We start from the raw sequence: 12,837 nt of genomic DNA on the forward strand, positions 1-12,837 counted from the left end.
ATATAATCTAATGCAAAGCAATCACATAATTACCTGTAATTTTGCAACATATTATGGAAGAAAAGAAACAGACCAGAATTAATAAATATTTAAGCGAAATGGGCTATTGCTCACGTCGCGCCGCAGATAAGCTTATAGACCAAGGAAGGGTAACCATAAATGGTAAAATACCCGAAATGGGAACGAAAGTCTCTGAAGGTGATGAAGTACGTGTGAATGGGGAACTTATAGGTGGTAGTGGAGAAAAACCTGTATATATAGCTTTCCACAAACCCGTTGGCATCGTATGTACAACAGATACGAGGGTTGAGAAGGACAATATTATAGATTACATAAATTACCCCTCACGTATATTTCCTATAGGTAGACTCGATAAACCCAGTGAAGGTCTCATTTTATTGACAAACGATGGAGACATTGTAAATAAGATTCTGAGAGCGCGCAATAATCACGAAAAAGAATATGAAGTAACGGTAGACAAGCCCATTACTCCATCATTTATAGCTCAAATGAGCAATGGGGTTCCTATTCTAGATACGGTTACAAAAAAATGTAAAGTAGAGCAGTTGAGCCGTTTTAAGTTTAAGATTATCCTGACTCAAGGATTAAACAGACAGATACGCCGTATGTGTGAGTTTCTGGATTACGAGGTCACTCAGCTTAAGCGTAATCGAATTATGAATATCGCTTTAGATGTTCCCGTAGGAGAATGGCGCGACCTCACTCCTGCTGAACTTAGCGAATTAAATGAGTCTATTCAAGATTCTGATAAAACGCATAATTAAGAACTATAAGTACTTAAACAAAGAAAAACGGGCTATTGAGCCCGTTTTTCTTTGTTTTCTTCTTCGGTTTTTGTCCGCTTTAGTGATTCGTCTTTTGCTTCTTTTTGTGCGAGTTTCGATTCTTCTCTATGAACCCCATTCCCTATCGAAATCGGTTTAGGATCATCGCGAACGATACGCGCATCTATTTCTTTTTTTCTTTCTTTCTCAGTCATACATTAAAGATAAATATGAAAAGTAACGTCTAGCGTTAAGATGTCGTTAAACCTACACCTTATTTAAGCTCAAAACTAACCGCAATGCGTGTAGTGATTGTAAGTTCACCGGGAGCAATGGTTTCGCCTCCGCTACCATCCATCTCGGCAGACATCATTCTTGCTTTATACATAGGTGGTTGTGGAGATACACTTCCCTCTTCAGAAATCTGAACCGCTTTTCCAATAGATTGTCCCAGGGCTCCAGCGTAAGCTGTTGCCTTTTCCTTCGCATCTTGAATGGCCTTGACACGGGCTTCGGCCCGTAGTTTCTCCATATTGGACGCTGTAAACTGGACACCATCTATTCTATTGATTCCAGAAGATAATAATCCAGACATAATAGCCTCATATTTCTTAAGGTCTTTTAATTGTACTGTGAGCGTCTGATTTGCTTTGTAAGTGTATGTTTTGCTATTGTAATCATAGTTTTTATTCAGATTTATATATTCAGTCTGAACGTATTTACCTTCTATTCCAGCACCTCTCAAAAATTTAATAACATTATCGATGGACTGGTCGTTTTCTACCTTAACGGACTGTGCATCCTTACCTTCACTTTCTACCCGTACGCGTATGTCAACACCATCTGGTGCAACTTTTACTTTTCCTTCACCTGTAACATTTACAAGAGGTTCCATTTTAGACTGTTGTGCGGTTAGACTCATAGTTACAAATAAGATTATGGCTGTTATGTATTTCATTATAGTCATTTTTAAATTTCAATTACGTATTGCAAATGCAATGCCGATGTGGCTGCTGTAACCTAAATCTTTCCTAATTTAATGAGAATAAACAGAACAATTATAGGAATAGCAAGTAGAATAATCATAAGCAAGTTTGTTTGAAAAAGTATAGGAACCATTGCTAGGGTAATGATATAACCTCCTATTGCTCCGCCAAAATGCGCATCGTGACCTATGTTATCTCTTCTCGATTTCATCCCGTAAATAGAGTAAAATAAATAACCTATTCCAAAAATGTATGCAGGAATAGGGATCGGTATAAAGAACATATATAAGCTCATTCCTGGCTGTAATAATATAGCAGCATAAAGTATTCCCGAAACAGCACCACTAGCTCCTACAGCACTATAGTGATACTCTTCTTTGTGAAAAAAATAGCTTAACAAATTTCCGAGAATTAGACTTCCTAAATAAATAATTACAAAATTTAATGGTCCTAACTGATAAATCACCGCATCTGCAAAGAAATACAGCGTCAACATATTAAAAAACAGATGCGGAGTATTTGCGTGTAAGAATCCAGAAGAAAGCATACGTATTTGCTCTCCCCGGGAGATACCACCTATATTAAACTTATATTTTTCGAAGAAACTAAAGTCATTAAAACCCTTCATAGAAAAGAGCACGTTGACAAGTATTATTCCAATTGTTACCGGATGTAAATCCCCCATTTGCGCTTATTTTACTTGTAAAGATAGCTATATTTGCCCGATTCACTTTGTAAATAAATGTAATGAAAGCTGTTGTTTTTTGGATATTTTACCCGCTTCTTTGGTTGCTATCTGTGCTTCCATTCCGTTTACTTTATATCATTTCGGATTGTTGCTATTTTCTTATATATAGAGTGATTGGGTACAGAAAGAAAACTGTGCGTTACAACCTGCGTACCTCTTTTCCAGAAAAATCTGAAGCTGAACTAAAATCTATAGAGCGCAAATTTTATAGTCACTTGTGCGACATGTTCTTAGAGATGATTAAGTCTATGAACATAAAAAAGAAAGACCTACTAGAGCGCTATCAATTTGCAAACGTCGAGGCTATCACAGACTACGACCAGGCAGATCAAAGTACGTGTCTCATCATGGGGCATTATGCCAGTTATGAGTGGGTTTTTGCATTACAACTTTACGTCAAGCATCCAGGTTATGCGATTTATAAAAAAATAAAGCATAAACAATTTGACAACCTCATTAGAGACATACGCGGGCGGTGGAATACGTTTATGGTAGATTCTAAAGAAGCTATGAGAACCATCCAGAAACTCGAGAGCGAAGGAAAAACAGGTTGTTATGGTTTTGTGGCAGACCAATCTCCCCGTTTTCATAGAGCCAAATACTGGACACAATTCTTAGGTCACGAGCTACCGTTTTTTACCGGTGTTGAGCGTATTGCTCAAGAATTTGACTTACCGGTAAGGTATCTTGGTGTAGAAAAAGTAAAGCGTGGCTACTACGTGGGCACTTTTCAATCACTTACCACCAATGGGAGTCAGACAGAAGAGGGTGAAATTACTTCCGCTTTCGCGAAAGCGTTAGAAACCCAAATACGCAACCGTCCAGAGTTTTACCTATGGACGCACAAAAGATTTAAGCTCTTAGGAAAAAAGGAAGAAGTCCTTGCCGAAATTGAAGCAAGAAGAAATAGAAATCACACTTAGAACTCAAACCAAGAATCTATTGCAATACTTCTACTTTTAGAGGTCTTAGCATCATCCTTATGCAGATACTCGTTAGTTTCTGGCATATAATTATAATCATTTTTCCATTTCTTAAAATTTGAAGCGACTTCTTTAATGCCATTACAGATAAGTAATATTTCGTCATTGGTCATTGTCGGGTGAATGGACATTCTTATCCAGCCTGGTTTACGGAGGTAGTTTCCAGAACTTATCTCACAGGTTACCTCGTGAGACATTTTTCTGTCTACATTTAAAAGGTAATGTCCGTAAGTTCCTGCACAGCTGCAGCCTCCCCTAGTTTGAATACCGTAACGATCATTTAATAATTTTACCGCAAGGTTAAAATGTAAATCGCTTATGTAAAATGACACTACACCGAGCCGTTCCTTATGTTCTCCTGCTAGAATTGTGAGGTTTTCTATATTTCCTAGCTCTTTCCAAATGATATCGATAATCTCGTGTTCTCGTTGCAAAATATTTTTTACCCCCATTTCCTCTTTGAGCTTTATAGCCAAAGCAATTCGAATAGTTTGTAAAAATCCTGGAGTACCACCATCCTCTCGTTCTTCAATATTATCTACGTATTTGTGCTCGCCCCAAGGATTGGTCCAAGAGACAGTACCACCACCTGGATTATCTGGCACTACATTTTTATACAAATCTTTATTAAAAATCAAAACACCGGAAGACCCAGGACCGCCTAGGAATTTATGTGGAGAGAAGAAAATGGCGTCCAAACGCTCTTCTGGATGCTCTGGATGCATATTAATAGTAACGTAAGGAGCGTTACAGGCAAAGTCTACAAAACATAATCCTCCGTGTGCGTGCATTAGCCTTGCGACATCGTGATAGGGAGTTTCGATTCCCGTAACATTACTGCAGGCCGTAATGGAGGCAATCTTAAAAGGATGATCTTCATATTTAAGTAATTCTTTCTCAAAATTATCTAGACAAAAGCGACCATCACTTTTTGCAGGAACTATAATAACTGTTGCCATCGTCTCTAGCCAAGTTGTTTGATTGCTATGGTGCTCCATATGGGACACAAAAACGATAGGCTTAACTTCTTCTGGAATAGCAGTAAATTTTCTAATATTCTCAGGAACTTTGAGGCCAAGAATACGCTGAAATTTATTGACCATTCCCGTCATCCCGTTTCCGCCTACAATGAGCACATCATTCTCATTTGCATTAACATGCTGTTTAATGATATTTTTAGCCTTATGATAAGACATTGTCATAGCGGTACCCGATACGGTTGTTTCCGTATGTGTATTTGCAACATACGGTCCAAAATCTCGTAACATTTTCTCCTCGATAGGTCCGTATAACCTTCCCGAGGCCGTCCAATCTGCATATATAAGCGGTTGGCTGCCATAGGGCGATGTGAAGTGCTGATTATAACCAACAATGTTTTTACGAAAGCGAGAAAAGTATTTCTCTAGTTTATCACTAGACTTTATAGGTTTTAAGATTTTCATTACCAGTAGATTAGCAACTCAAATCTAACAATTCTTAAAGAAATATAAAACGGGCATTTACCCTATTTTCCAAAATAAAAAACCAGATTTCTATTTCTAGAAATCTGGCTCAGAACTGAGTTGTTTAGTTTATATCCCAGCAATCTCTTTAATCGTCGCAATCATATCATTTGCAACACTATCTGCCTTATTTTGAGTAGATGCTTCCGTGTAAATTCTAATAATGGGTTCTGTATTAGACTTACGCAGGTGTACCCAATACTCTTCAAAGTCAACTTTTACACCATCAATGGTAGATACATCTTCGTCACTATACTTATTTGCCATTTTTTCGAGCAGTACATCTACATCTAATTCTGGAGTAAGCTGGATTTTTTGCTTGCTCATAAAATATTGAGGATAGCTGGCTTTGAGTGCGCTCACAGAAATTTTTAGATTCGCAAGATGTGTCAGAAACAATGCTGTTCCCACCAGGCTATCACGTCCATAATGAGAATCTGGATAAATGATACCGCCGTTTCCTTCTCCACCTATGACAGCTTTTACTTCTTTCATTTTCTCTACCACGTTAACTTCACCTACTGCACTCGCGTAGTAATCGCCACTGTGTTTTCGGGTAATGTCGCGCAGTGCTCTAGATGATGATAGGTTAGAAACGGTATTTCCTTTCTTTTCTCCTAACACATAGTCTGCGCAGGCAACGAGGGTGTATTCCTCGCCAAACATTTCTCCCTTTTCATCTATGAATGCAAGTCTATCTACATCTGGGTCCACTACAACTCCAAAATCTGCGCGCTCGTCAACGACCATTTTACAAATGTCTCCCAGATGCTCTTTGAGCGGTTCCGGGTTATGAGGGAACTCCCCATTAGGTTCACAGTATAACTTAACGGCTTCGACACCCAATTCCTCGAGCAATCGTGGTATAGCAATTCCTCCTGTAGAGTTTACTCCATCTACAACAACTTTAAATTTTGCGGCTTTGATAGCAGCTACATTCACAAGTTCTAGGGCGAGTACTTCCTCAATATGGAGGTCTATATAGGCATCGTTTTTTGTTATTTTTCCTAGATCATCAACCTGAGCAAATGTAAAGTCTTCATTTTCTGCATAGTTGAGGATTTTTTCTCCTTCGGCGCCATTCAGGAATTCTCCTTTACTGTTTAAGAGTTTTAGCGCGTTCCATTGTTTAGGGTTGTGAGAGGCAGTGAGAATAATTCCTCCGTCTGCGTGTTCCATAGGCACCGCAATCTCGACAGTAGGTGTGGTAGAGAGTCCAAGGTCTATCACGTGTATTCCCATCCCGATGAGTGTATTCATTACAAGATCCTGAATCATTGCTCCAGAAATGCGGGCATCTCGTCCCACAACGACTCTGTAAACGTTCTTGTTTCTATCATTCTTGAGCCAAGCTCCATAGGCCGCCGCAAATTTTACAGCATCTATAGGTGTTAGATTATCGCCGGGGCTTCCTCCTATTGTTCCGCGGATTCCTGAAATGGATTTTATGAGGGTCATTGCTTGTTTATTTTGATTTGCTGTAAAAATAAAGATTTGTGAGGCTAATTGCTATGAAGATGTTTACGCTTTCGCGAAAGCGGACCAAAAAATTTCTCCATTTGTATGATAAGAAGTATCTTAGAACAATGAATTTCCTCGCTCATATTTACCTCACAGACGGTTACCCTATGGAAACCATAGGCAATTTTATGGCAGATGGTATCAAAGGAAAAAAATACCTGAAATATTCTGATGAAATACAGCGCGGTATCCTCATACATCGCTGGATAGACAGTTATACGGACAGTCATCCCATTGTAAAACAGAGTACAAAGCGATTGCACGCCAAATATGGGCATTATTCTGGTGTGATTGTAGATATATTGTACGACCATTTTTTGGCAAAAAATTGGTTACAGTATCACAACACACCACTAGATGAATACATTACAGACTTTTATAACCTTCTCCAAGAAAACCACCATTTACTCACGGGTCGTATCCAGAAAATGATGATTCCTATGATGGAACAGAACTGGTTACTTTCCTATGCAAATCTAGACGGTATTGCTACAGTGTTGTATAATATGAACATACGCACAAAGCGCCGTGTCGCGATGGATGAGGCTATTGAGGATTTAAAAGAATACTATAACCTTTTTGAAGACGAGTTTACTCGATTTTTTGAAGAACTACGAGCCTTTGTAAAAAATAAATTTGAAGAACTATAAACCATTATGATCACTATGAGATATTTATGTACACTTCTCTTTGCTCTACTCATACTAGGGTGTAAAACCGAAAATCCTAAAAAAGAAACAAAACGTGGACTCATAACCCAGAAAGCGATGGTCGTTTCTGCACGTGAAGAGGCCTCAAAAATAGGCTCTGCCATCATGGAGCAGGGTGGTAACGCCTTTGATGCGATGGTTGCGACAGAAATGGCCCTCGCAGTCACCTATCCTTTTGCGGGTAATTTAGGCGGTGGTGGCTTTATGGTGTATAGAACAACATCGGGCGAAGTAGGAGCACTAGATTATCGTGAAAAAGCTCCAGGCGCGGCTCGCAAGGAAATGTATCTAGATGAAGAGGGCAACGTAATTCCCAAGCTAAGTACAGAAGGTGCAATGGCGGTGGGTGTTCCAGGGACAATCTCGGGAATATTTGCTGCTCACGAGAAGTTTGGGTCCTTGCCTATTGAAAAATTATTGCAACCTGTTGTTGATCTGGCACGTAACGGTTATGTGGTTACCGAGAATCAAGCGAGGCGCTTTGAACACTATGCTCCTGTATTTACAGAGGTGAACGGTGACAGTACGATGCTTTATAGTACCGCTTTCGCGAAAGCGGAAACCATTAAAAACACCGCCCTAGCCGAAACCTTAGAGCGCATCATCGCAAATGGAAAGAGCGAATTTTACGGTGGAGAAACTGGACAGAAAATGGTGGAATATATTCAGGCCAAAGGTGGTATAATGACTGTTGAAGATCTACAAGCTTACGAGGCGCAATGGAGGGATCCCGTTATCTTTAACTACGATAATCTCAGAATAATATCAATGTCCCCGCCATCATCTGGAGGCGTGGCAATGGCACAAATTTTTGAATCCATCGAGCCTTATGATGTATCTCAATACGGACACAATACAGAAAAGACCATCCAACTCATCACCGAAGCAGAGCGCAGAGCCTACGCAGATCGTAGTTTCTATCTGGGCGATCCTGATTTTGTAAACGTTCCTGTAGCCGAGCTGATTTCGGAGAAATATAATAAGAACAGAATGGATGATTTCTCTTGGGATAAGGCGACGCCTTCCAGCGATCTGGAACACGGAAAATTACCGGGCTATGAAAGCATGGAAACAACTCACTACTCCATAGTCGATTCGTTTGGGAATGCCATTGCGGTAACTACAACGCTTAACGGCGCTTATGGCTCTAAATTATATGTAGACGAGCTTGGCTTCTTCCTAAATAATGAAATGGACGATTTTTCGGCAAAGCCGGGTGTGCCTAATATGTTTGGACTTATAGGTGCAGAGGCAAATGCTATCGCGCCTGGAAAAAGAATGCTATCCAGTATGACACCTACTCTGGTTGAGAAAGATGGTAAATTCTGGATGACCGTAGGAACACCAGGAGGTTCTACCATAATCACCTCTGTGATGCAGACGATACTTAACGTGCACGAGTTTGAAATGAGTATGCAAGAGGCCGTGAACGCTCCTCGCTTTCACCATCAATGGTTACCAGATGTGGTAATGTTTGAACCTGATAGTTTTGACCAAGAGATGCTTAAAAATCTTTCGGCAAAAGGGTATAACATAAATCAAGAGGACTCTCCCATTATCGGAAAGGTAGATGGAATTTTGGTTCTTCCAGATGGGTCTCTAGAGGGTGGTGCAGACCGTCGTGGTGATGATACAGCGGTGGGGTTTTAGGAGGTTTTCGGCTACTAAAACGAGTTGCGTATAAATTTCGCGAAAGCGGAAAAATAATATAGTGATTCATATGACGTTTTGGGAATATTATAACAGTTCTTGCTAGTATATTTGGCAACCTTTTTGTATACTTTATATTAACCTAATAAAACAAACCACTATGAAATATATAACGCTCATTATAGGCGTGTTAATTTGTTCTTTTGCAACTGCTCAGAGTCTTCCTGTGGAAGTGGATAGTGTTGAGCCTCTTGAGACTTATGAAAGTCCAATTTTAAAAGAGCTGTTATCTCAAGAAATAAATAAGAATCCGCAGTGGAAAAGCCTCGTTAGGTCAAACAGAATGTCTGTTGGGATTGTAGATTTGAGCAATTTAGACAATATAGAATACGCTGGTATAAATGACGAATTTATGATGTATGCAGCAAGTCTTCCCAAAATCGCCATACTACTAGCTGCGATGGATGCCATTGATAAGGGTGAACTTAAAGATTCTAAAGAGATTCGAAAAGACATGCGCCTTATGATTAGTAAGTCTAATAATGCGGCTTCTACTAGAATGATAGATCGTGTAGGTTATGATAAAATCGAGTCAGTATTACGTAGTGATCAGCTTAAATTATATGATGAGGAAGTAGGTGGTGGCTTATGGGTAGGCAAGCGTTATGCGGCTGGAGGCAAAAGACATCCTGAGCCTATGAAGGGGCTAAGCCACGCTGCAACTGCGAGACAAGTGTGTAGTTTTTATTATCAACTCGTTTTAGGAAATCTGGTAAGTCCTAAGCGCTCTAAGCAGATGCTGGACATAATGAAAGATCCTGCATTACACCACAAATTTGTAAATACACTTGATAAAATTGCGCCAAAAGCAGATTTGTACAGAAAATCAGGTTCTTGGAAAAACTATCACTCTGATTCCGTACTCGTTTGGGGACCCGAGCGCAGATATATTTTAGTTGCGTTAATAGATGATGCAAATGGCGAGCAAATTGTAAGAGATTTAGTTATCCCTTTAGAAAAAGTAATGAAAAAATCACGTTCTTTAGCGTATAACTAATTTGACAATATTTTAATGCTAAAGAGGCTTTACAAGAAAGCATTTGACATAAGAGATGGTGAAATCACTATCTCTTTTTTTATGCAATTGTACATATTCCTTGTAATCACGGTGTTGCTCATTGTGAAGCCCTCGGTAAACGCATTATTTCTGTCTGCCCTAGGTGCAGATAGTTTACCGTATGGATACCTGCTCGTAGCTATAGTCGCCATATTGAGTTCTTACTTTTATAATAAGGCAATTAGAAAATATTCTTTCCGTAGGGTTGCTACTATTTCCCTATTAAGTTTTGCATTACTCTTTATCTTTTTGAGTGTTGCCCTGCATTTAAGATTTCTAGAAGTGTGGGTGCTCTATTTTTATTACGTCCTAATTTCACTATTTGCTGTTGTGATCACTTCGCAATTCTGGATACTCGCAAATATGGTTTACAATGCTCGGGAGGCTAAGCGATTATTTGGATTTATAGGAGCTGGGGCAATAGCTGGAGGAATTTTTGGTGGATACCTTACTACGCTAGTCTCAGCAAACTTTGGGAATAAGGTTTCTATATTCATTGCAGCAATACTTACTTTGGGTTGCATTCCTATATTGTTTCGCATTTGGAAGATGCGATTAAAAGAGCTTTCTGTCTACGCAAGAAAGAAGAAAATACACGAGGAATCAACACCAGACACACACGCTTTTCAGCTAATTCTTAGGTCAAAACATTTACTTTATACAGCTCTTATAATAGGTGTGGGAGTTCTTGTTGCTAAACTTGTAGATTTCCAATTTTCAGATTTTGCACATAGGGCAATTCCAGATTCTGACGAGTTAGCATCTTTCTTGGGTTTTTGGTTTTCTACGTTTAACGTAATTGCTCTTTTAATACAGCTTTTTGCAACTAACAGAGTACTGGGCTATCTAGGTGTTACCTCTACAATGCTAATTTTGCCCTTGGGAATAGCGCTGGGCTGTCTTCTATTTATTACTGTTCCAGAACTCTGGGTATTAATAATCATTAAAGGTCTCGACGGTAGTTTTAAACAGTCTATTAATAAAGCCGCAGCAGAACTTTCTATTCTTCCCATCCCCTACGCTATTAAGAACCAAGCAAAGTCTTTTATAGACATCGTTGTAGATAGTGTTGCAACGGGTCTTGCTGGCTTCTTGCTTATTTTTGGGATTAGAGGAATGGAGTTGGGAACACTTTTCGTGTCAGTTCTTATTTTACTCTTTTTATTTGTCTGGCTTATTCTCATTTATAAATTGAGAGATGCCTACTTCTCATCGTTTAGGAAAAATCTTGAAAGCCTTGTTGAAGATAAGATAAAGAACAAATCTCGAAGAGAAACAACGATTACTTCGGCGAGAAGAGTTCTATCACAAGGTAATGAATCCGAAATTTTAATTTTACTTGACCGCATTGGAACTACAAAATTAAAACCATTACAAAATCAAATCATTGAGTTATTAGATCACCCTTCCACGGCTGTTAAACTTGCTGCCATTGATCAACTATATTCTTATAGGGAAGGAACAGCAGTAAGAAAAGTGCAGTCATTTCTTAAACTCAAAAACGACGATCTTACTATTGGCGCACTCCAATACCTCTTGCATCATACAAAAATAGATGACCGCAATATCTTTAGAGACTATCTTGATCACAAGGATCCTTCTGTTGCTAGAGCAGCTCTACTTTGTCTTGCTAAAGATGCTCAGACCAATAAACGTTTGGGCATCGAGTTTGACCTTTTAAAACGAATCAAGCAAAGAATAGATATCCTCTCTACTCCCGAAGGGCTTGAAAATGTAGAAGAAACCGAGGAACTTCTCTTAACAATCGCCTATGCCAGAGTTAAGGATTATTATTATTTTATCTCAATACACTTCGGAAATAAAAATGATGCTGTCGTAAAGAGTGCTATTAAAGCTGCTGGCATTACTGCAGATCCAGTTTTTATTCATAAACTATTACCATTCCTTGAATTTAAAAAATTTAGAAAAAGAGCTATAAAAAGCTTAACTGCTTATGGTCCAGAAATAACTACAGCAATCTTAAAACTAGAAAATGATGAGGTATTTAACACAGAGGTAAGACGATATCTGCCTAAGGTTGTTGCGTCTTTTAACACCCAAGATTCCGTAAGAGTACTGTATAAGTTTCTGTTAAGCAAAGACGTTATCACACGACGCCACGCTTCAAAATCATTGCAAAAATTACAGCGTACAAATGCTAATATAAATATAGACAGACGCCGTATTACTAAATTGATTTTAAGTGAAAGTCAGTTTTACCAAGATACTATCGTTGCTTTAGCCACCTTCAGTCAATTGCTGAATAATACTGAATTGAGTAAAGAAATAACAGACCAAGAAACAGAAATACTTGTTGCGCGTGAGACTATTGTTCAAGTATTACGAGACCAACTTAATCAGAGTTTAGATAGTGTATTTACGCTACTGAGTTTGCGGTATAATCAGGAAGACATAAAGGCGGCTTACTTTGGTGTTAAAAGCAACGATAAAGAAGCAAAGATTAACGCCATTGAATTTCTGGATAATCTACTTCACATTAAATTAAAGAGTAACATTCTTCCCCTTTTAGAATATACGGTTATCGAAGATAATGATATTCAGGTTGCGAGCTTTGATTTAGAAATAGAGAACGAAAGTAAGATTATAAAATCTTTACTAGCAAATCGTGGCAAACGTATGAAACTAGCCTTACTTAACCTTATAATTCATTTACAAGATAGCCAATACCTTCAGCAGATTAGTAGGCTGCAATATCACGAAGACAAGCAGATAAGAAAATTAGCAAAGCGCGCTGTGACAGCGTTAAATGCTGAAAACAAATAAATAAAAAAGCGAGACTATAAAGATTACAATCTCGCTTTCAATTTTATGAGC

At 38.7% G+C, this 12,837-nt stretch carries 11 protein-coding genes; 6 read left to right on the forward strand and 5 right to left on the reverse strand.

Annotated elements, in window-relative coordinates; all coding sequences use genetic code 11:
- Positions 1-53 precede the first annotated feature (53 nt).
- Positions 54-785 carry a 23S rRNA pseudouridine(2604) synthase RluF gene (rluF, locus tag EAX61_RS07970; protein WP_121917151.1) on the forward strand — a complete coding sequence of 244 codons (732 nt, stop codon included), beginning with the start codon at positions 54-56 and terminating at the stop codon, positions 783-785.
- A 32-nt stretch (positions 786-817) separates the two neighbouring features.
- Here rluF and EAX61_RS07975 read toward each other — a convergent pair whose 3' ends face one another.
- The 3 genes from EAX61_RS07975 to EAX61_RS07985 form a co-directional block, all read right to left on the reverse strand.
- Positions 818-1,000 (reverse strand): hypothetical protein, encoded by a 183-nt coding sequence (locus EAX61_RS07975; protein ID WP_121917152.1) that lies wholly within the window; start codon positions 998-1,000, stop codon positions 818-820.
- 59 nt (positions 1,001-1,059) lie between these two features.
- Positions 1,060-1,743: an SIMPL domain-containing protein gene (locus EAX61_RS07980; RefSeq protein ID WP_121917153.1), complete on the reverse strand. Its 684-nt coding sequence runs from the start codon at positions 1,741-1,743 to the stop codon at positions 1,060-1,062.
- A gap of 62 nt (positions 1,744-1,805) precedes the next feature.
- The gene (locus EAX61_RS07985) at positions 1,806-2,456 is read right to left on the reverse strand and encodes a rhomboid family intramembrane serine protease (RefSeq protein WP_121917154.1); all 651 of its coding nucleotides are present in this window, start codon (positions 2,454-2,456) and stop codon (positions 1,806-1,808) included.
- Between the two features lie 62 nt (positions 2,457-2,518).
- Here EAX61_RS07985 and EAX61_RS07990 point away from each other — a divergent pair, with 62 nt between their 5' ends.
- The gene (locus EAX61_RS07990) at positions 2,519-3,442 is read left to right on the forward strand and encodes a lysophospholipid acyltransferase family protein (protein WP_121917155.1); all 924 of its coding nucleotides are present in this window, start codon (positions 2,519-2,521) and stop codon (positions 3,440-3,442) included.
- Here EAX61_RS07990 and EAX61_RS07995 read toward each other — a convergent pair.
- Together EAX61_RS07995 and glmM are read right to left on the reverse strand one after the other, a co-directional pair.
- Positions 3,439-4,944, reverse strand: coding sequence for an aminotransferase class V-fold PLP-dependent enzyme (locus EAX61_RS07995; RefSeq protein ID WP_121917156.1), 1,506 nt, complete (start codon positions 4,942-4,944; stop codon positions 3,439-3,441). The two genes, EAX61_RS07990 and EAX61_RS07995, sit on opposite strands and share 4 nt — an antisense overlap.
- A gap of 129 nt (positions 4,945-5,073) precedes the next feature.
- Positions 5,074-6,462: a phosphoglucosamine mutase gene (gene glmM, locus EAX61_RS08000; protein ID WP_121917157.1), complete on the reverse strand. Its 1,389-nt coding sequence runs from the start codon at positions 6,460-6,462 to the stop codon at positions 5,074-5,076.
- A gap of 128 nt (positions 6,463-6,590) precedes the next feature.
- Here glmM and EAX61_RS08005 point away from each other — a divergent pair, with 128 nt between their 5' ends.
- From EAX61_RS08005 to EAX61_RS08020, 4 genes are all read left to right on the forward strand, one after another.
- On the forward strand, positions 6,591-7,175 hold the full coding sequence (locus EAX61_RS08005; protein ID WP_121917222.1) for an acyl carrier protein phosphodiesterase: 585 nt from the start codon (positions 6,591-6,593) through the stop codon (positions 7,173-7,175).
- 15 nt (positions 7,176-7,190) lie between these two features.
- A complete protein-coding gene (gene ggt / locus EAX61_RS08010; RefSeq protein WP_121917223.1) occupies positions 7,191-8,885 on the forward strand; it encodes a gamma-glutamyltransferase in 1,695 nt (564 codons plus the stop codon).
- A gap of 160 nt (positions 8,886-9,045) precedes the next feature.
- Positions 9,046-9,942: a serine hydrolase gene (locus EAX61_RS08015; protein WP_121917158.1), complete on the forward strand. Its 897-nt coding sequence runs from the start codon at positions 9,046-9,048 to the stop codon at positions 9,940-9,942.
- A 15-nt stretch (positions 9,943-9,957) separates the two neighbouring features.
- Complete coding sequence (locus EAX61_RS08020; protein WP_121917159.1) at positions 9,958-12,786, forward strand: NTP/NDP exchange transporter; 2,829 nt, start codon at positions 9,958-9,960, stop codon at positions 12,784-12,786.
- Positions 12,787-12,837: the final 51 nt, after the last annotated feature.

It is taken from the genome of Dokdonia sinensis (assembly GCF_003688895.1).
In the GTDB taxonomy this organism is placed as follows: domain Bacteria; phylum Bacteroidota; class Bacteroidia; order Flavobacteriales; family Flavobacteriaceae; genus Dokdonia; species Dokdonia sinensis.